Origin of the sequence: Nonomuraea sp. NPDC050227, from assembly GCF_044459705.1 — a bacterium.
Lineage (GTDB): Bacteria > Actinomycetota > Actinomycetes > Streptosporangiales > Streptosporangiaceae > Nonomuraea.
This window is the reverse complement of sequence record NZ_JBITJF010000003.1, coordinates 478,923-498,714: the sequence shown is the minus strand read 5'-3', so window position 1 is coordinate 498,714 and position 19,792 is coordinate 478,923. Positions and strand designations below refer to the sequence as shown.

Genomic DNA, 19,792 nt, shown 5'->3' with positions numbered 1-19,792 from the left:
GTGTACAGGGCCCAACGACCGGCCCTCCTCAGCCCTCGACGGCCTCTGGCGACGGACGTCTCTCAGCCTTCGACGGCCTTGATGAAGAGGTCTCCGGTGGCGGTCTTGACGAGGTCGGCCTTTCCGGTGGCCGGGTCGACGAGGGCCACGTCGGCGGCCCCCTGCATCGTGACCACGATCCGGCCCCCGCCGAACGCGATCCCCCGGTGCGCCGTGTCGGCGAGGTAGTCGCCCGTGAGCCGGCGGTCCCGCGTCCCGTCCTTCGGGGACAGCAGCAGCAACGCCGGGTCGCCGTGGTCGCCGCCCAGGGCCGCCACCCGGCCGTCGGCGGAGGCGGCCAGCTCGGCGTCCCAGGGCGCCCGCAGGGCCGTCACGGTGCGGATGACCTTGAGGTCGAGGTCGTAGAAGCGCAGCCGGCCGCATGGCGGCGAGAACACGGCCGGCCCGGTGCCGGGGACGTACACCAGGCTGTCGCCGAAGCCGGCGCAGGGCCTGCCGTCGTCGTCGCGCGGCGGCCGCAGCCGTACCGCGCTCAGTCTGCGCGCCGTGACGTCGCGGACGACGGTGACCGCGCCGAGGGGCGAGTCGTCCCGGCCGCCGACGTCCTGGCGGCCGGGGCCGTCCGCGTACTCCTCGGGGGCGCCGATGGCGAGGCCCACGCCGCCGCCGGCGAGCGGGCCGAGGGCGAGCCGGTCGCCGAACCGGTCGGAGACCTCGGAGCTGCCGGGCACGCCGGGCGTCTCCTGGGTGATCCGCCGGACGAACGCGCCCTTCCTGAACAGGTAGACCGCGCCTCCCGGCCGCTCCCGCGGCGCGCCGATCGCGACGAGGTCGCCGTAGGCGGCGACGGACTCGCCGAAGGCCGCGTCCTCCTGCGGCCGCGGCGAGACGAGCCGGCGCGGCGGCGCGGCGGCCCCGCCGTGCAGGACGTAGACCCCGCCCGCCCCCTTCAGGCCGGCCACGGTCAGGGTGCGGGTGCCGACGACGAGGTCCGCGCAGCGGTCGTCGTTGACGTGGGCCATGGTCACCGACCAGCCGAAGCCCTTCATCCGGTTGCCCGGCGGGGTGGGGAGGTGGATGACCTTGCCCGCCGACAGGACGTGCACCCGGCCGGTGGCACCGAGATAGCCGAGGGCGACGTCGTCGCGGCCGTCGCCGTCGAAGTCGCGGGCGCTCGCCCCGTCGCAGCCGCTGCGCGCCGGCCGCACGACCGGCGGCCGGGTCGCGGCCTGCACGGTCGGGACGTGGGTCGGCACGGGCGGGGTGTGGGGCGGCACGGTCGGGGTGTGGGGCGGCAGAGGCGAGGCGTGGGTCGGCGAGGCCGTCGGGCCCGGGCTCGTGTCCGGCGCGGGGACGGGACCGGGAGCGGTGGCGGGCCCCGCCGCGGAACACGCGGCCAGCGCCCCCACCAGCAACACCACGAGCGGACGGCCCGGGACCCGCATACGACGACCTTCCCTTGACGATCGCGCCATCCTCGCCCGCACCTCCGGCTCCCGGCAACCGGGGCCCGGGCCGGTGCCCACCCGTCCGACACCCGACAACCGGGGTCCGGGGGCCGCCCGTCCGGCTCGCGGCAACCGGGGTCCGGCGCCCGCCCGTGCGGTCGCCGCCTGACCGGGGGCGCCGGTCAGGCGGCGTCGAGGGCGATGCCGTACAGGTGGTCCACCCGGATCCTGATGACCAGGCGGCGTCCCCTGGCCATCTCCGCCAGGAAGGCGGCCTCGTCCGCCGGGTCGGGGAAGCCGCCGGCCATCTCCAGCAGCTCGCGTCCGGTGGCGTCGCCCGGGGTGAGCGACGGCTCGGAGACCTCCGCCCGTCCTTCGGCGACGGCGTACGACAGGACGTCGTCGCCCTGCAGGTGCACCGTCGCCCGCGGGTCGGCGAGCAGGTGGCGCACCTTGATGCGGCCCTCGGCGGAGGAGATGCGCAGGACGCGTCCGGCGGCGTCCCAGCGCAGGGCCATCGAGGCCAGGTGCGGGCGGCCGTCGCGCTTGAGCGTCGCCAGCACGCCGAAGGGCTGGCGGGCGAGGATCCGCAGGAGTTCGTCCTCGGTGAGGGGGCGGGCGCCGGGGCCCTGTCCGGGGCCGTAAGAGGGCTCGGTCATGATGATCGGCTCCGTTTCGCGGTGAGAAGAAGGGGATTCAGAGGGCGGCGGGCTGGTCGATCCGCGACGCGTCGGCGGTCGCGGCGGCCCGGGGGCGGCGCAGGACGGCCAGGGCGACCACGACGGCCGCCGCCAGCAGCCCGGCCGAGGTGGCGAAGGCCAGGTGGTAGCCGCCGGTCAGCGCCGCCGCCTCGGCCGCCCCGCCGGCGCGCAGCTCCTGCGTACGGGAGGCCGCCAGCGTGGTCAGGACGGCCACGCCCAGCGCCATGCCGATCTGCTGGGTGGTGTTGAACACCCCCGAGGCGAGGCCGGCGTCGTCAGCGCGGGCGGCCGACATGCCGAGCGTGGTCAGCGCCGGCAGCGCCAGCCCGCCACCTGCGATCAGCACCATGACCGGCAGCAGGTCGGTGACGTAGTCGGCGTCCACCGGCACCCGCGTGAGCCAGGCCATCGCGGCCAGCAGCAGCACCAGCCCGGCCAGCAGCACGGCCGGCGCGCCGAAGCGGGCGCTCAGCCGCGCCGACACGAACAGCGACACGCCGCCGATCGCCACGGCCGCCGGGAGCATCGCCAGCCCGGTGGCGAGGGCGCCGTACCCCAGGACCTTCTGCATGTAGAGCGCGACGATGATCTGGAAGGCGAACATCGCCGACAGCGCCAGCATCTGCACGACGTTCGCCCCGGCCACGTTGCGGGAACGCAGCACCCGCAGCGGCATCAGCGGCGTGCGCGCGGTGGCCTGGCGCAGGAAGAAGCCGGCGAGCAGGGCCAGCGACACCGCGCCGAACGCCAGGGTGTGCACGGCGAGCCAGCCGTGCTCCTCGACCTTGACCACGGTGTAGATGCCCAGCATCAGGCCCGAGGTGACCAGCAGCGCGCCGGTCACGTCGGCGCCCCGCGCGAGGCCGAGGCCCCGGTCGGCGGGCAGCGCGGGCAGCGCCAGCACGATCGTCGCCAGCCCGATCGGCAGGTTGATGAAGAAGATCCAGTGCCAGCTCAGCGCGTCGGTGAGCACGCCGCCGAGCACCTGCCCGATCGACGCGCCGGCCGCGCCGGTGAAGCTGAAGACCGCGATCGCCCGCCCCCGCTCGCGCGGCTCGGTGAACAAGGTCACCAGGATGCCGAGCACGACGGCCGAGGCCATCGCGCTGCCGACGCCCTGCAGGAACCTGGCGGCGATGAGCAGGCCCTCGCTGTTGGCCAGGCCGGCCAGCAGGGACGCGCCGGTGAACACCGCGTTCCCGGCCAGGAACATCGTCCGGCGGCCCACGAGGTCGCCGAGCCGTCCGGCCAGCAGCAGCAGCCCGCCGAACGCGAGCAGGTACGCGTTGACCACCCAGCTCAGCCCGGCGGGGGAGAACCCCAGATCGCGCTGGACGGCGGGCATGGCCACGGTGACGATGCTGCCGTCGAGGATGGTCATCAAGGCGGACGTCGACAACACGGCCAGGGCGGTGCGCCGGGAGGTGAGGGACATGGTCGTCTCCTGTTTCAAGGGGTGCAACAGGAGAGACCGTAGCAGATAGTTCCGTTACAGACGATATGTCACGGAACTACTTAGCCGCGTTCCCTGGCCCGCCGGACCGGCTGGGGTGCCTCGGCCGGGGTCTCCAGGTGGCCGGTGGCCAGCCGGTTCAGGGCGCGTACCAGCACCTCCCGCTCGTCGTCCGGGATCGAGCCGAGGGCCGCGGCGTGCACGCCGTCCACGATCTCCTGGCTGCGCCGCGCCACCTGGGCGCCCTTCTCGGTCACGGCGATGATCCGGGCCCGCCGGTCGGTGCTCGACGGCCGCCGCTCGGCCAGTCCGGCCTTCTCCAGGGCGTCGACGGTGACCACCATCGTGGTCTTGTCCATGTCGCCGATCTCGGCGAGCTGGATCTGCGTGCGCTCCTCCTCCAGTGCGTGCACGAGCACGCAGTGCATGCGCGCGGTCAGCCCCAGCTCGGCCAGGGCCGCCGCCATCCGGGTGCGCAGCACGTGACTGGTGTGGTCGAGCAGGAACGACAGGTCGTGCTCGGTGCGGGAGGGCGCCATCGAAGTCATGTCATCGAGGCTACCAACTCATCCCGTAGCGGATTATCCGCTGAAGAACGTCCACCCTGACGGTCTAGCGCAAGTTGATCTCACTATGTATGTTCGGACCGAAGGAAAGTTTCGTCCATGGAGGCATGGTGGGCAAGAAGTTTCACGTTCTGGCGTTACCGATCGCCGTGGCCGCGCTGGCCGCAGTGGCGTCCCCCGCCCAGGCGGCGACGGGATACGACCGCTGCCAGGAGGGCAACTACTGCCTGTTCTCCGGTCTCGACGGCACCGGCGACATCGTCCAGCTCCAGGCGAGCACGGCCAACCTGGCGGCCCTGGGCATGGGCGACCGCGCCAAGTCCGACTGGAACCGCACCGACACGCTCATCCATCTCTACTCCGAGGCCGACTACGGCGGCTGCTCGGCCGTCACCGGCCCGCGCGGCAAGGGCAACTTCTACATCACCTTCCGCGACTTCTTCGACTCCGTCCGCTTCGGCGGCCCGAACGGCCCCTCCTGCTCCATCGGCGGCGACGAGCTGAGCATCAAGCGCGCCGCGACCACCGACTCCCACGGCTGACCTTCGAACCCTCCGGCCGGCCCCGCGCACCCCGCGGCGGCCGGCCGTCGCCGTTCCCGGCCCGCGAGGGTGTCGCGTTGATCGTTCCGCTCGTACGCTCCCTCCATGCCGGACGTCGTCTCCCTGATCTTCTTCCTGGTGCTGATAGGCGGGCTCGTGATGCCGGCCTGCGGCGCGACTATCGTCGCCGCCGAGACCGCCCCGCGCGGGCGGCACGGCCGGATGCACTCCGGCCATCTGGTCGCCGGCGCGTGGGTGGCGGCGGCCGGGCTCACCATGATGGCGGCGCCCGGCTTCCGGCGGCTCTGCGGCTCTCGGCCCGGCACCTGGCCGACCGGCGCGCGCGGACGGCCCCCGCGGTGGCCGCGACCATGATCGCCACGGCTTTCGCCGTCGCGGTGGCGATCATGGCGACGGCCGGGACCGCGCAGTCCAGGGCGCAGTACCTCCCGCAGGCGCGGCCGGAGGCGCTCATCGTGCGGCTCGATCCCGGACGACCGGCGCCCGGGATCGCCGCCGTCCGGCAGGAGCTGCCCGGAACGGACGTCGCCCAGGGCCTGACGCCGGTCCACCCGTTCGACCTCACCGTGTCGACGGCCGACTCCGCGACGTCCTCCTCCCGCGCCTACATCGGCGACCAGGCGCTGCTGCGCTACCTCACGGGGGACCCGTCGTTCCCGTACGACGAGGGCAGGGCCGTGGCGGTCACGTCCGAGCAGGGCCGGCACGACACCGTCACGATCGAGTACAGCGCCCCCGAGGACCCGCCGGGCGAACCGAGAATCTCCAGGACGATTCCCGCGACCGTCGTCGCCCCGCCCGCCCGCGGCGTCGAGGCGGTCTTCCTGCCCGCGAAGCTGCTGCTTGGCATGGGCGTCAAGCTGGAACTGGAGGCGCTGATCGTCGATCCCTCCCTGCACCCGGTCACGGCGGCCGACCGGGGCCGCGTCCAGGAGCGGCTGGGCGAGAGCGGGCAGGCGTACCTGGAGGAGGGCTTCCGGCCTTCGTACGGCTGGCTGCTCTTCCTGGGGGCGGCCGTGCCGGCCGCTCTCGCCGGGGCGCTCGCGGCCACGATCAGGTCGCGCCGTCCGGACCGCCTCCTGCTCCGGGCCGGCGGCTCTCCCGCCGCCGCGCGCGGCCTCACCGCCTGCCGGGCGGCCCTGGCGGCGGCCTGCGGCGCGGTTCCGGGCGCCGTCGCCGGATGTGTCGCCGGGCTGCTGCTGGCCTGGCCCTTCACGACCTCGGTGGACTGGGACCCGGTGCCGCGGGTGCCGTTCGAGACGCCGTGGAGCTCGATCGTCCTGGCGACCGTCGCGCTCCCCGTGCTCGCGGCGGCGGTCGCGCTGCTGCTCAGGCCCGGCCGCCGCCCGTAGGGCGGTCAGGAGAAGGCGGATTCACCGGTCAGGTCGGCGGAGAGTCTCCACAGGCGGGCGGCGGACTCCGGATCGAGGGCCCAGGGTTTGACGCCGCCGATCAGCATGTCGTCGCCCGTCGCCGGCTCGGCCAGGTCGCAGTCCTGGCAGTAGGCGCCGCCGTGCGCGTCCAGCAGGGGTGACGTGGCCGCCCACACCGCGGTCGCCGCGCCCTGTTCCGGGGTCTTGAAGCCGTCGGCCCGGCGTCCGTCGGCCGTGATCCAGCCCTGGGCGACCTGTTCCTCGTGCGGGATGCGGCGCTGCAGCGGGGTGAGGATGCTGCCCGGGTGCACGGCGAAGGCCCGCAGGCCGTCGGCCGCACCGAGGGCGTCGAGATGGACGGCGAACAGGGCGTTGGCCGTCTTGGACTGCCCGTAGGCCGCCCAGTGGTCGTGGCCGTGGCGGAAGTGCGGGTCGTCCCAGCGGATGTCGGACAGGAAGTGCCCAGAGGAGGAGACCGACACCACCCGGGCCCCGGCGAGCGCCGGGCGCAGCCGGTTGACCAGGGCGAAGTGGCCGAGGTGGTTGATGGCGAGATGCGCCTCCCAGCCGGGGCCGACCGGCCGGTTGGGATAGGCCATGACGCCCGCGTTGCCGATGACGATGTCAAGGGTGCGGCCGGTCGCCAGGAACAGGTCGCCGAAGGCGCGGACGCTGCCGAGGTCGGCCAGGTCCAGCTCGGCCACCTCCGTGCGGGGGAGGTCGCGCAGCGCGTCCCTCGCCACGCCGGGACGGCGGGCGGGCACGACGACGTGCGCCCCCGCCCGTACCAGCGCGCGGGTGGCCGCCAGGCCGAGGCCCGAGTAGCCGCCGGTGATCAGGACGTTCCGGCCGGACAGGTCGATGCCGGCCAGGACGTCGTCGGCCGTGCTGTGCGCGCCGAAACCCGAGCCGATCTTTTGTTGAGTACGTGCCATGCCCTCGACCGTAGAATCTAGAGTGCAATCTAGGTCAAACTATGGCGAGGTGCCATGAGCAGGGACGCGGACCGCCTGTCCATCGGGGACGTCGCGCGGGCCACCGGGCTCGGCGTCCACGCGCTGCGCTTCTTCGAGCGCGAGGAGCTGTTCCTGCGCCCGATCCCGCGTACGGCGGGCGGGCAGCGGGCCTACGACCGGGCCGACGTGGAGTGGCTGCTGCTGTGCAACCGGCTGCGGGAGTCCGGCATGCCGATCGCCACCCTGCGCAGGTTCGCCTGCCTCGTACGCTCGGGGCCGGGCAACGAGCCGGAGCGGCTCGCGCTGCTGGAGGAGCACGAGCGGGCCGTCCGCGACCGGATCGCCGACCTGACGGCGAGCCTGGACATCATCCACGGCAAGGTCGTCGCCTACCGCCGGCACGTCCGGGACGGGACCGCGGCCGGGGTCTGGTCGCCGACGCCTCCGCCTTGAGTGGCGGGGCTGCCCTAGGATCAAGGACCCATGAGCCCGTCGCCCACGCTGTCCGCCACGGAGATCCGCGCCGAACGCCTGCTGCTGCGCAAGGCCCACGACGGTGACCGGGACGGTCTCGTCGAGCTGATGACCGACCCCGAGGTGCGCGAGCACCTGGGCGGCCCGCGCCCGCGGGACGACGTAGAGCGTTTCCTCGACGCCGCCGGAACCGCCGCCGCCACGGCCGCGCCGGGCGGCTACGTCATCGCCGACCTCGTCACCGACCGGCTGCTCGGGACGCTCGCGCTCGACCGCCGCGCGGCCGACCGGCCCGGGCACGTCACCGGCGACGGCGAGGAGCTGGAGCTGTCCTACGTGCTGCGCCGCCCGGCGTGGGGCAGCGGGTTCGCCCACGAGGCGGCGACGGCCGCGCTGCGCGCCGCGGCGGCCGAGCTGCCCGACCAGCCGGTGGTGATCGTCACCCGCACGGCGCACGGACGATCGCTGAGACTGGCCGCCCGCCTGGGCTTCCGGCCGGTCGCCGCCTTCGAGGAGTTCGGCGCCGAGCAGACCCTCTGCGCCGCCCGGCTGTCCTGGTTCAAGGGCTGACCTCACCGCCCGCGGGCCGGCTCCTCCGGGGTGAGCAGGAGGGCCATGATGCGGTCGAGCGCGGCCAGGTCGCCCGGGTCCAGGGCCAGCAGGGAACGCGGCGGACGGGCCAGGATGCGCTCGGCCTCCTCGGCTGCAGCCGTCCCCGCCGGGGTGAGTGTGACGATCTTGCTGCGGCGGTCGTCGGGGGAGACGCTGCGGGTCACGTAACCGCGCCGCTCCAGGTCGTCGACCATCAGGGTGGTGTACGGCTTGTCGGTGGACAGCTCGGCGGTCAGCTCCCGCATGCTCATCGGCCCGGCCAGCAGGCGGCGCAGCGCCTTGACCCGGAAGAAGCTCATGCCGAGCGTCTCGGCCACCTCCTTGCGGCGGTCCTCCTGCCGCAGGACGAGGTCGTACATCGCCGCCCAGACGCGGGCCACGGCGTCGTGCCCGGAACTGCCGGAGCTGCCGGAGTTGCCGGAGGTGTCGGTCATGAGGCGTCCGCCGTTCTGTCGGGTGCGTGGGCGAGCCGTTCGGCGGTACGGGTGGCGCTGCGGCGGGCCCAGCCGGTCGTGGTCAGGATACCGAGCAGCAGGATGGCCAGCCCGCACCCGGCGACGATCCACCAGCCGATGTGGCTGGCCTGCGGGAACCCGGCGGCGAACGGGCCGGCCACCGCCGAGGTGACCAGCGAGCCGATGACCGCGACGCCGAGTGACTGGCCGATCTGGCGGCTGGTGGAGGCCACCGCCGCGGCCACGCCGGCCTGGGCGCGCGGCATGCCGGACACGGCGGTGTTGGTGATGGGCGCGTTCAGCATGCCGAACCCCACCCCGAACAGCACGTACGCGGCCATGAGCCGCCAGGTCGGCGTCTCCGCCGCCAGCCCGGTCATGATCAGGCCGCTGGCCGCCATGGTGACCCCGGCCACCACCAGCGGGACGCGCGGCCCGGCGGTCCCGACGATCCGGCCCGACAGCGGCGCGCAGACCACGGTGAGCCCGGCCATGGGCAGCGTGTAGAGGCCGGCGTGCAGGGCGGACAGCCCCAGCACGTCCTGGAGGTAGAGGGTGTTGACGAACAGGAACCCGGCCAGCGCGGAGAAGCCGCACACCGCGATGACCGTGGCCCCGCTGAACGGCGCGCTGCGGAAGAAGCGCAGGTCGATCAGCGGGTCGGTGCGGCGCAGCTCGTACGGCGCGAGGACGGCCAGCGCCAGCGCCGCGACCGCGAAGCAGCCCAGCGTGCGCGGGGACGCCCAGCCGGCCGCCGGCGCCTCGATGAAGCCGTACGTCAGGGTGGCCAGCAGCACGATGACCAGCGCCTGCCCGACCGGGTCCACCCGGCGCGGGCGCGGCGCGCGCGACTCGGGCACGAACAGCGCGCACAGGGCGAACGCGGCCAGGCCCACCGGGATGTTGATCCAGAAGATCGCCTGCCAGCCGACCGAGTCCACCAGCGTGCCGCCGACCAGCGGGCCGAGCGCCATGCTGATGCCGATCACGCCGCCCCACACGCCGATCGCGCGGGCCCGCTCGCGCGGCTCGGTGAAGGTGTTCGTGATGATCGACATGGCGACCGGGTTGAGCATGGACCCGCCGACGGCCTGCAGCGCCCGCGCCGCGATCAGCCAGCCGAGGCCGGGCGCGAGCGAGCACATGAGCGAGCCGAGCGTGAACAGCGCCAGCCCCGTCTGGAACGTGCGCCGGCGGCCGACCCGGTCGCCGGTCGAGCCGGCCAGCATGAGCAGGCTCGCCAGCACCACCGTGTAGGCGTCGATGATCCACTGGAGGCCGGACATGGAGGCGTCGAGGTCGCGGCGGATGGCCGGCAGCGCGATGTTCACGATCGTGTTGTCCAGCCCGACGATGAACAGGCTCATGCAGCAGATGGCCAGCACGAGCATCCGCCGGCGGGGGCTGAGCGCGGGGGCGGGGGAGAGGGGCGCGCTACTCGTTATAGGCATATAACGATTATATTCGCACAACTAAACACATGTCCGCCCCGCCCCCCTGAAACGCCGTAAGGCCCCCGGCAGCCGGACGGGCTACCAGGGGCCTTACGACTCAGTCGAGGAAGGCCGCGGCGGCCACCGTGAGCGCGGTCACCGCGTACACCGACACCTCCTCGGGCAGCAGGAGGACCGCCAGCACGTCCACCACGGCCAGCATTCCGACGACCGCCCACGTACGCGGTCTGCGCAGGATCTCCGTCAGCCGGCTCATGGCTTGTGGAACTTGAACCAGTTGGTGAACGACCAGGTCGCCTTGGGTTGTGTGGTCATGTTCTTCGCACCTCTCAGCACTTCGGTGCCCATCGGCAGTTTCACTCCCGCCTGGGCCTTGGCCAGTTCCTGGCCCGCCTTCAGATAGCGGCCGGCGCCGCCCAGCGCCGCCCCGGTGAGTCCGGCGAAGGCCAGGCCGGTCACGCTGAACCGGTCGGAGCCCGCGTTCTGCACCGAGTAGCTCGCCATGCCGACCGCGGCCCCCAGCGCCACGCCGCACACCACGGTCACGCCGCACGCGGCCACCGCGACCGCGCCGACGACGCCGACGGCCACCGCCGCCACTGTCCGGCCCCACCGGTCCCACCAGCCGCGCTTCTTCTTCTGCTTCTCCTTCTGCAGCGCCTCCTGCGCCTGCCTGAGCTTGGCCTGCTCCTCGGCCAGCGCGTCGCTGATGCGCTTGTTCTCGGCCATCAGCTCCGCGATGCGCTGGGCCGCGGCCGGATCGGTGTACCGCAACATGCACGACTGGCTCGTGCACGCCCCGGGGTTGCTGGTGCCGCCGCTGCTGCGCCCGGTGCCGCCGCCCCTGGAAGGAGCGGGGGACGGCGCGGCGCCGACGGAGGCCAGCTGCACCTGTGCCGGCGCGGGCGGGGGCGGCGGCTGGATGGGCCGGCCGTCGGGACGGATGCCGGCGTCCTTGCACTCCTGGCCGTCGCAGACCCGCAGGCCGGTCGGGTCGGACCAGGCGACCGGGTTGTTGCTCGCGTAGGCGTAGCCGTTGATCTGCTGCGGGTCCGTCAGGTCCATGACCGGGTCGGCCGAGACGAACCGGCCGGTGGCCACGTCGTACTCGCGCGCGCCCAGGTGGGTCAGGCCCGTCGAGTCGTCCACGGTGCCGCCGACGAACCCCTTCTGGCTCGGCCAGGACGCCGGCGCGCCGCCCCGGGACCCGCCGTAGGGGGTGGTGGACCTGCGGCCGTAGGCCAGCGTGGTGGCGTTGACCACCAGCTCCTCGGTGTCGTGCCGGTCGCCGAGCAGGTAGTTGACCTTCCCGTCGCCGGTGCGCACCACCGTGGCCTGCGGGCCCTCGTAGTAGCGGGTGCCGCTCACCTTGCCCCCGGCCAGCGTCAGCTCCTGGCCGTCGAGGTAGAGGGTGACCGAGCCGGGGTCGCGGCGGATGATCCGGTTGCCGTCGGCGTCGTGGACGAAGGTGCTCGTCCTGCCCGCGACGGTGGAGGCGCTCAGGTCGCCCTCGGCGTTCCAGGTCAGGGTCTGGTCGCCGAGCGCGGTGACGCGCCGCCTGGTGTTGCCGGTGGCGTCGTACTCGTAGGTGTCGGTACGCGCGCCGGGCCCGGTCGTCTCCACCTTCTGCAACGTGTGCGGCTGCGGCCGGCCGGCGGCGGGGTAGGTGTAGACCCGGGTGACGTCGCCCGCCCCGCCGTGCTGGACCTCCTTGGTCCGGTTGCCCACCACGTCGAAGGCGAACGACTGCCAGTAGGGGGCCGGCCCGCCGACCGTCGAGGCCGACGGTGCCGCCGCGCAGTCGTCCGTGGCGGTCCACGCCTCGGTCAGCCGGCGCCGGTGGTCGTAGGCGTAGCACTGGGTGTCGGTCGCGGACCTGTCGTCCCGGTCGTCCCGGACGCTGGTGACGTCGCCCGCCGGGTTGTAGCTGAACACCGCGTCGTCCATGGTCTGCGGCCCGCTCTTCTCCCGGTCGTCGACCGACCGGGCCAGGCGGCGGGTGGCGTCCTGGTACTCCAGGGTGCGCACGACCCGGGCGCCCACGTCGCCGAGCACCGTCTGCAGGACCTCGCCGTAGGGCGAGTACTGCGTGCCGCCGACGTACACGCGGGAGCCGTTGTCGAGGGAGGCGAGCGCGCCCAGACGGGTGTAGCCGGGCCGGACGGTCTCGGCGGGCAGCCCGCCGGCCGCCTGGTAGGACGTCGCGGCCGGCAGCCCGCTGACCGGCCGGTACGTCGTGCCGACGGTGTACGTCCCGGCCAGCAGCCCCTCCGACGGCGGGATCGTCACCGTCGTGCCGGTCTGGCGGCCCGCGGCGTCGTAGCCCTTGACCGCGGTGACGTACGCGCCGCCCTCGTCGTACCGGGTGGAGGAGGCGGGCAGGCCCTTGCCGCCGGGCAGGGTGTCGTAGGCCCACTCGGCGAGCCTGGCGGCCCCCTGCGCGACCGACGTCTTGCGGCCGAGCTCGTCGTAGGCGTACGTGAGCGTGACGCCGCGGGCGTCGGTGGTGCCGGTGCGGCGGCCGGCCGCGTCGTAGGTCCAGCGGGTCAGGCCGACGTCCGGGTCGGACAGCGACGTCCTGCGCCCGCGCAGGTCGTAGCTGTAGGCCCAGGTGTTGCCTGCCGGGTCGACCACCTTGGTCACCCGTCCCGCCTGGTCGTAGTCGTAGGTCGTGACGTCGGCCCGGGAGTCGGCGAAGTCGGCGACGCGGCCGGGGTACTGCCGCAGTTCGGTCGTCCGGCCCCGGACGTCGGTCACCGCCAGGGTGGCGGCGGCGCCCTCCGGCGGGACGGTCGCGGTGTAGTTGCCGCCGTAGGAGGTGCTGCCGCGCCACTTCTCCACGTTCAGCGACTTGAAGATCTCGGCCGTCTGGCGGCTCTGGCCGTCGTACTCGGTGACGGTCTGCGCGGGCACCACGTTGTCCGGGGCGCCGAACAGCGACGTGTCCGGCGCGGAGGCGTTCCAGTAGGTGGCGTTCGTCTTCCACGGCCGGCCGTGGGAGTCCAGGAACGTGTCGGTGACCAGGCGGCCGCCGCCGTGGGCGTCCTGCTGGGTCTGCCGCTCGCGCAGCAGGCCGTCGTACAGGGTGGTCGTCGCCTTGTAGGAGCCGTCGTCGAGCAGCTCCTTCTTCGTCACCGCCGTCGGCGCGGCGCCGGAGATGGCGTAGCCGTAGACGATGTCGGCGGCGGCGCTCCGGTCGTGGCCCGGCAGCCACACCCTGACCAGCCGGCCCAGCGCGTCGTGGTCGGTGAAGGTGGTGCGGCCGTTGGCGTCGGCCGAGGACAAGGTCAGCCCGCGCACGCCGTCCAGGGTCGTGGTGGTGGTGAAGCCCTTGGGGTCGGTGACGGTCGTCCCCGTCGGCAGGCCGGTGGCCGGGGTGTAGGCGGTGGTGGTCAGGCGGCCCAGCTCGTCGGTCGTGCCGGTGGTCCGGCCGTAGGCGTCGTAGGTCGCGGTGGTGGCCACGTGCACGGGGGTGGCGCCGTCGAGGTGGTCGAGCGTCTCGGTCCGGGTGGCGTGCGCCTGGCCCGGCTTCGGCGCGGCCCCGAGAGCCTGGCCGTCGTAGAAGGTGCGGGTCTCGGAGAGCACCGCGCCGGGCGCGGCGCAGGTGCCGCCCGTGGTCCTGACCACCGACGGGTACGACACCAGCCAGGCGGCGGTGTCCCGGGCGGTGTAGGCGGTGGTGACGCACTCCTCGTCACCGGTGACCGCCGTGTCGCCCTGGTCCGCGGACGACAGCACCTGGCCCAGGTCGTCATGGGTGTAGTCGGCGCGGGTGCGCCGCCAGGCGGTGCCCGTCGCCGTGCTGATCAACGTGCGGCTGCGCTTCACGGACGTCCCGGTCCGCCGCGCGGTGAGCGCCGCCCGGCCCTTCACCGCCCTGGACGCGGTGACCGGCGACGACCACGGCTCGGAGACGGCCGCCGAGGCGAGCGCGCCGCCCTCACCGGTGTAGGTGAGGGTCTCCAGCGTGGTCCCGGCCAGCGCCGGGTCGTCGCTCACCTGGTTGCCCTCGGAGTCGGTCACCGTCCCGCCCAGGCCGCGCAGGTAGACGGTGTCGCTCTGGCTGCGCGCGGACGCCCCGACCTTCGTGCGGACGGTCCGGTAGCCGCGGTACTGGTTGTACGTGCGGTGCTTGTCCAGGGTGAACTCGCTCTCGTCCCGCACCCAGGCCGCGCCGTCCAGGTAGTCGTAGGACGTGACCACGGACTCCGAGCCGGAGCCGGCGACCTTGTCGTCCTCGACCACCTGGGTCACCACGTACTTGTGGAACCAGTCCTGGACCGGCTCGGCGTAGCCCTCGGGCGTCCACCACGACGGGTAGCAGCGCCGGGTGTTGGCCGCCGGGTCCGGCGTGGCGCCGGCGGCGCAGTCCTTGGCCGAGTAGGCGACCAGGGTGTCGGCCCCGGTGTCGGTGCCGATCCGGGTGATCCGGTACTTGTACAGCGGCGGGCGTCCCTCGTCGGAGTCCACCCTGTTCTCCATGAGCGTCCCGGCGAACGTGGTCGCGGGCAGGGTGATCGGTTCCCCGCCGCCCGACCCGGTACGGACGATCTTCGCCAGCCACAACCCCGCCGCGGTGTTGTCGCCCGTGCCGGGGAAGTCCTGCGTCAGCGCCCAGGAGTCGACGACCCGGCCGCCCGCCTGCGTGCTGATGGACGTCAGCCGCTTGCGCGTCCAGAACGTCGGCCCGGCCGTCGCGCATTTGGCGCCGCGCGCGCAGTCCTGGTCGACCGGCGTGTCCGGCCAGTTGGCGGCGTGCGCGGCGTCGAAGGCGTCGCAGCCGGACAGGCAGCGCTCGGCCACGCCGAAGCTCACCTTCGCCGCGGGGGTCGCGTAGACGTCCGAGGCGCGCAGGCCGTACTCGATGCGGTTGAGGTGACCGGCGCGGACGTAGTCGGCGTTGGCGGTGGGGGAGCCGGCCCTGGCGTAGGAGTTGGTCTGCCGGTCGTAGTAGTAGGCCATGGCGTTGCCGTGCGGGTCCACCACGTAGTCGAGCTGCCAGCGCCAGCCCTGCGCGCAGGAGGAGTCGGCGAAGGCGGCCGCGTGGCAGGGCTCCCCGGCGTGGTTGCCGAAGACCGGCACGGTGTAGGCCGACCCGGTCTCCGGCTTTCCGGCGCTCCAGCCGGGCAGCCGGTTCCTGCCGAACCAGTACTGCGTGCCGTCGGGCCTGGTGATCCGCCAGTACTCGTTGTCGTCGTCGCCGTTGGCGGTGTCGGCGGCGGTGCCGTTGAGGTGCTCGACCCTGGAGCCGTCGTCGCGGGCCGGTCGCCAGACGCCCGAGGCGTCGTCGCGGACGAGCGCGGTGGTGGTGCCGTTCAGCGACAGGGTGGCGTTGCCGGACTTCCAGCACAGGTCGCCCGTCCTGGTGCTGTTGTTGGCGCCGTCGCCCTGGTCGTCGGCGCACCCCTGGTAGCCGCGCTCGATGAAGCCCGGCTCGTACTCCCAGCCCTCGCCCAGCCAGGACGGCTGGTTGTTGGTCGAGGCGACCCGGCCGTCCACGGCGGAGGAGGAGTAGGACAGCTCGACGGGCGGGACGAGCCCGCCGGGCACCTGCGGCACCTCGATGCCGTAGGTGTAGCCGAACCCGCCGGAGCTGCCGCCGTCCGACCACGTGCCGGACGGCGCGAGCGAGGTGGCGGCGTAGCTGCCGCTGGCGCCCTTCGGCGCGGCGACCGCCGCGAGCACCGCCCCGCCGGGGTCCGGGACGTCGGCGGTGAGCGTGCCCGCCCCGGTGTCGTTGACCGCCGCGACCGGCGTCCTGGTACGGCACTGCGGCAGGTCGGGCGTCGTCAGCGCGCACCCGGGCAGCGTGACCAGCGACAGGCGCGCGGCCCAGTCACCGCCGAAGGCGCCCCGGACGGCCGCGTACCCCACCTTGACCGACAGCGCGCCCGGCGTGTCGGGCCGGACGGCCAGCAGCAGGCCCGCCACCCCCGCCCTGGCCGCGTCCTCGCGGGAGGACAGCTCCACCTCGGCGGCGGCCGGCCCGTCGGCGGCGGAGGCGGCCACCGTCACCGGCAGGCCGCCGGCCCGGACGCCCTTCCAGCCCGGCGAGTCCGCGCCCGCCCGCGCGACCTGCCGCCCGGCGGCGCGCAAATCCACCCGCGCCCTGCCCGCCGCGGGCCAGGCCACGGCGGCAGGGGTCCGCCACGCGCGGGTCTGGGAGTCGGACGGCGGCGCCGGGACGTCCCCGCGCACCTTGCCGCCGGTGACGGAGTGCTCCCGCTGCACCGGACGGATCTTGAAGGCCGGCCGGGCGGCCGGCGCCGGCGACGGGTGTAACATCCCCGCCGCCAGCGCGGCCACGACGGCCAGGACTGTCGTTCGCATCATCGTCAGGCCCCGTTTCAGGAGATTCCGGTGATCCAGCCGGTCCAGCCAGGACCGCCGACGTTGACGGCCGGCTCCCGGCCCGCGGGCGAGCCGGCATAGAGGTACAGGCCGTCGGAGAGCGCCGCCGTCTGCGCGGCCACCCAGAAGTCGGGGCCCTCCTTGCCGGCGGCCGGCTGGAAGGTCCTGACCCCCTCGACGTCGACGACCTGGCCCTGGAGGTCGCCGGGCGCGGCGATCCACGGGTGGCTGCCGGCCGGCCAGGGCTCGGCGCCGTAGGGGCGCGGCGCGCCGAGCACGTACGTGCCGGCGTCGTCGAACGAGCCCGGGTAGAGGGTCACCGCGCCGCTGTCACGCCGGCGCAGCACCAGGTCGGCGGCGTTGCCCGGGTCGGGGACGCCGTCGCCGTCGGCGTCGGGGACCACGTCGCCGGGCACGAAGGCGTCGTAGCCGTCCAGGCCGAGCGGCGCCGACCCGGCCGCCCCGGACGGGACGTCGAGGACGCGCGGCGCGGCCAGCTCCCCGTTGCCCGCCAGGGCGAGCATCCCGGCCGCGGTGCCGGTGTAGAGGTCGAGCCGGCCGCCCTCGACCACGATCAGGTCGGCGCCCGGCCGCCCGTCGAGGTTGCCCGGCGCGATGATCCGGGTGGCCGCCGACCAGTCGCCGCCGCCGGGGTGCCGCAGCTCCCGCCTGCCCTCGAAGTTCGGCCAGCCGGTGCCCTCGTTGGGGTACAGCGACAACTTGCCCGAGGCCGAGCGGACGAAGATGTCCTCGTAGCCGTCCTTGCCCATGCCGTCCTCGGGGCCGACGAAGTCGCCGCGGTGGGCCAGCAGCGCGCCGCCGAAGCCGGAGGCGCCCACGTCGGTGCCGCCGTCGGTGGTGCCGTCGCCACGGCCGGCGTACAGGCGCAGCGTGCCGCTGTTGTTGGTGGCCAGGATGTCGGGCCGGCCGTCGCCGGTCAGGTCGCCGTCGCGGTCGCCGGACACCGTCCCGTCGGGCTCGGCCACGAACACCGGCGGCGCGGTGACGATCAGCGTCGTGTTGGTCGCCGCCTGCGAGGGCGACCCGTCGTACGGCGAGACGTTGCCGGCCACGTCGATGGCCGCCACGTGCAGCCGGTTGCCGGGCCAGCGGTGCGGATAGATCTCGACGGTCGCCGAGCCGTCGGCACCGGCCTTGACCCAGGTGCCGGCCGCGCACCTGCCCCCGCCGACCGACAGCGGGCGGTTGAGCCGGTAGCAGAAGCCGTCCAGGTTGGCGTCGCTGGAGGTCAGCCTGACCTTGCGGGTGTAGCGGGCGGGCACCTCGCCCACGTCGATGCGGCGGCCGTCGGCGGAGGTGACGACCGGCTTGGTAGGAGCCGTCTTGTCCACCTTGAACGGGCAGGAGTTGGTGGACCAGTCGCCGTCCACGCCGTCGGAGACGCTGGCGTGCCACCAGTAGTGGCCGCCGTCCTGGAGCTGGTCGGCGGGCACGGTCACGGTCGCGGTCGACCCGCTCGCCACCGTGCGGGTGTCCGACCGCACGGCCGGGCCGTCGTGGAACCACAGGCCGAAGCCCACGTCGAGGTTGCCGCCGTCGGGGTCGCTGCCCGTCGCGGTCAGCGTGACGTCGGTGTTGCCGACCACCTCCCAGGCGGGGTTCGTGGCGCTGCACGGGATCGGCCGGTCGGAGGAGTTGTTGTTCCACGGCCCCTGGAAGGCGGTCTTGGAGACCAGGCGCGGAGCGCGGTTGTAGGTGACCTGGAGCACCGGGTTGGTGCCGTCCACCTTGAACTTCTTCCACCCGTAGGTGTCGCTCTCGTCGGCGGCGCGCAGCCCGAAGGTGATGTTGCTCTGGCCGTTGCTGGCCGCCTCCTGCACCGCGCCGGCCACCGCCCCGTCGGCGAAGTCCTCGCCGGCCGACCCGCACGAGCCCCAGCCGTGGGCGAAGGACTTGGTCTGCAGGGTGCGGATCCAGCCGGGCTGGTTGTTCCAGGTCACCCAGTTGCCGATGCCGCCGGTCCAGCCCAGGTCCACCGGGCGGGCCGAGCAGCTCCAGGAGGAGACGTTGAAGACGTTGAGGGTGGCCCCGAGGATCCGGGCCCCCTGCAGGCCGTTGATGTTCATCTCGAAGTAGGCGCGGGCGGTCAGGCCGGTGTCGTTCTCGTGGCCGACCCGGGCCACCGGCGGGTTCTCGCTGCCCACCTTGTTGCCGCCGTCGTAGTAGACGGTGTTGGCGACGCCGGAGTTGCTCGCCTTCTTCACCGCGTTGGCCCAGTGGTTGCGGTAGCCGCCGCTGAAGATCGGGTCGATGACCACCGGGTAGACGGTGGCCGGGTCGTCCAGCAGCGCCTGGTCGGGCACGATCCGCAGCGTGCCGCCGCCCGCGCCGGGCTCCACGGTGGCCTTCATCGGCGCGTTGCGGACGGGGCCGTCCTCGTGCGGCTCGGCCGCGGCCAGGCCCTTGGCGGCGGCGGTGTGGGAGGAGTCCCACATGCGCGGCACCGGTGCGGTGAAGACCGGCCTGCCGCCGTCGGCGGCGGTGATCCCGCCCTCGGCGGTCGCGGTCACGTCCAGGCCCTCGCCGCGCACGCCCAGCTTCAACGTACGCACCCGGGGGTCGGCCGCGGCGGCCCGGTCCTTGACGATCAGGTGGTGCACGAAGTCGTCGGGCTCGGCGATCACCTTGAGGTCCACGCCGGGCAGCACGTCGGCGTACGTGGCGGTGTCGCCGTCCAGGACGGGGGCGGGCAGCCGGGACGGCCAGCTCAGCTCCAGCCTCCTGCCGTCCTTGACCAGGGTGGCCAGCGGGCCGGCGCCGCCGCCGGAGAACGTCATCGCGAAAGTCGTGGCCCGGGGGGAGACGGTGCCGTCGGGGTTGCGGCGCAGGGTGTCGTCCACCGGGCGCCAGGAGCCGCCGATCCTGGCACGCACCGGGCGCAGGTGTTCGCGCCGGGTCAGGGTGCCGTCCGGGTTCGCCAGCAGCTCGCCGGTCTCGGTGCGCGCGGCGTCCACCTCGACCGGTTCGCCGGACCTGTCGGCCTTGGCCAGCGCCGCCGCCTCGGGGGAAGGGGTGGGGGTGGGCGTGGTGTCGGCCAGCGCCGCGGGGGCCGGCGTCATGAGCGGCGCCAGCAGCAGCGCCGCAGCCAGGACGAGCCTCCCGGTCCGTCGCCCGGACGGGGGTCCGCCCGTCCGCGCGACGGCCCTCAGCTTGTCGATCACTTGTGGTTTCCTTTCACCGCGGGGACACGCGCCCTTCCAGGGCACGGCCGTACCGTCGCGGGGAGGTCGTCGGGAGTGGGGTCGTCACACGGCTCGGCCGCGCCGGACGGGTTCGGGTCCGGCGCGGCCGTCGTCAGTTGGCCGCAGGTTCACGGCGTGGTCACGCGCATCACGCTAGGACGGCCGATCCTTGATCCACCCTCG

15 protein-coding genes are annotated in these 19,792 nt (G+C 74.1%); 5 read left to right on the top strand and 10 right to left on the bottom strand.

Going from position 1 to position 19,792, the window contains the following annotated elements:
• Positions 1 to 62: 62 nt before the first annotated feature.
• The 4 genes from ACIBK9_RS14620 to ACIBK9_RS14605 form a co-directional block, all read right to left on the bottom strand.
• Positions 63 to 1,445 carry a hypothetical protein gene (locus ACIBK9_RS14620; protein ID WP_397158301.1) on the bottom strand — a complete coding sequence of 461 codons (1,383 nt, stop codon included), beginning with the start codon at positions 1,443 to 1,445 and terminating at the stop codon, positions 63 to 65.
• Positions 1,446 to 1,630: 185 nt separating this feature from the next.
• Positions 1,631 to 2,107 carry a TIGR03618 family F420-dependent PPOX class oxidoreductase gene (locus ACIBK9_RS14615; RefSeq protein WP_397158299.1) on the bottom strand — a complete coding sequence of 159 codons (477 nt, stop codon included), beginning with the start codon at positions 2,105 to 2,107 and terminating at the stop codon, positions 1,631 to 1,633.
• Between the two features lie 37 nt (positions 2,108 to 2,144).
• A complete protein-coding gene (locus ACIBK9_RS14610) occupies positions 2,145 to 3,584 on the bottom strand; it encodes an MFS transporter (protein WP_397158297.1) in 1,440 nt (479 codons plus the stop codon).
• Between the two features lie 80 nt (positions 3,585 to 3,664).
• Complete coding sequence (locus tag ACIBK9_RS14605) at positions 3,665 to 4,150, bottom strand: MarR family winged helix-turn-helix transcriptional regulator (protein WP_397158295.1); 486 nt, start codon at positions 4,148 to 4,150, stop codon at positions 3,665 to 3,667.
• A gap of 125 nt (positions 4,151 to 4,275) precedes the next feature.
• Between ACIBK9_RS14605 and ACIBK9_RS14600 the strand changes: the two genes are divergently transcribed.
• The 3 genes from ACIBK9_RS14600 to ACIBK9_RS14590 all read left to right on the top strand — a co-directional run bounded on the left by ACIBK9_RS14600 (position 4,276) and on the right by ACIBK9_RS14590 (position 6,083).
• The gene (locus tag ACIBK9_RS14600; protein ID WP_352325303.1) at positions 4,276 to 4,710 is read left to right on the top strand and encodes a peptidase inhibitor family I36 protein; all 435 of its coding nucleotides are present in this window, start codon (positions 4,276 to 4,278) and stop codon (positions 4,708 to 4,710) included.
• A gap of 105 nt (positions 4,711 to 4,815) precedes the next feature.
• Positions 4,816 to 5,085 (top strand): hypothetical protein, encoded by a 270-nt coding sequence (locus ACIBK9_RS14595; protein WP_397158292.1) that lies wholly within the window; start codon positions 4,816 to 4,818, stop codon positions 5,083 to 5,085.
• Entirely contained in the window at positions 5,082 to 6,083 is a 1,002-nt protein-coding gene (locus tag ACIBK9_RS14590; protein ID WP_397158290.1) for a hypothetical protein, read from the top strand. The genes ACIBK9_RS14595 and ACIBK9_RS14590 overlap by 4 nt, the downstream gene beginning before the upstream one ends.
• A 5-nt stretch (positions 6,084 to 6,088) precedes the next feature.
• Here the strand turns inward: ACIBK9_RS14590 and ACIBK9_RS14585 are convergent, their stop codons facing one another.
• Entirely contained in the window at positions 6,089 to 7,039 is a 951-nt protein-coding gene (locus ACIBK9_RS14585) for an SDR family NAD(P)-dependent oxidoreductase (RefSeq protein ID WP_397158288.1), read from the bottom strand.
• 54 nt (positions 7,040 to 7,093) lie between these two features.
• Between ACIBK9_RS14585 and ACIBK9_RS14580 the strand changes: the two genes are divergently transcribed.
• Entirely contained in the window at positions 7,094 to 7,513 is a 420-nt protein-coding gene (locus ACIBK9_RS14580; protein ID WP_397158286.1) for a MerR family transcriptional regulator, read from the top strand.
• 30 nt (positions 7,514 to 7,543) lie between these two features.
• Positions 7,544 to 8,104 carry a GNAT family N-acetyltransferase gene (locus ACIBK9_RS14575; RefSeq protein WP_397158284.1) on the top strand — a complete coding sequence of 187 codons (561 nt, stop codon included), beginning with the start codon at positions 7,544 to 7,546 and terminating at the stop codon, positions 8,102 to 8,104.
• 2 nt (positions 8,105 to 8,106) lie between these two features.
• Here ACIBK9_RS14575 and ACIBK9_RS14570 read toward each other — a convergent pair whose 3' ends face one another.
• The 5 genes from ACIBK9_RS14570 to ACIBK9_RS14550 all read right to left on the bottom strand — a co-directional run bounded on the left by ACIBK9_RS14570 (position 8,107) and on the right by ACIBK9_RS14550 (position 19,588).
• Complete coding sequence (locus ACIBK9_RS14570; protein WP_397158282.1) at positions 8,107 to 8,580, bottom strand: MarR family winged helix-turn-helix transcriptional regulator; 474 nt, start codon at positions 8,578 to 8,580, stop codon at positions 8,107 to 8,109.
• Entirely contained in the window at positions 8,577 to 10,052 is a 1,476-nt protein-coding gene (locus tag ACIBK9_RS14565) for an MFS transporter (protein WP_397158280.1), read from the bottom strand. Before ACIBK9_RS14565 ends, ACIBK9_RS14570 begins: the two co-directional genes overlap by 4 nt.
• A 100-nt stretch (positions 10,053 to 10,152) precedes the next feature.
• Complete coding sequence (locus ACIBK9_RS14560) at positions 10,153 to 10,311, bottom strand: hypothetical protein (RefSeq protein ID WP_397158278.1); 159 nt, start codon at positions 10,309 to 10,311, stop codon at positions 10,153 to 10,155.
• On the bottom strand, positions 10,308 to 16,388 hold the full coding sequence (locus ACIBK9_RS14555) for an RHS repeat-associated core domain-containing protein (protein WP_397158276.1): 6,081 nt from the start codon (positions 16,386 to 16,388) through the stop codon (positions 10,308 to 10,310). The genes ACIBK9_RS14560 and ACIBK9_RS14555 overlap by 4 nt, the downstream gene beginning before the upstream one ends.
• Positions 16,389 to 16,402: 14 nt before the next feature.
• Entirely contained in the window at positions 16,403 to 19,588 is a 3,186-nt protein-coding gene (locus ACIBK9_RS14550) for a DNRLRE domain-containing protein (protein ID WP_397158274.1), read from the bottom strand.
• Between the last annotated feature and the right edge of the window lie 204 nt (positions 19,589 to 19,792).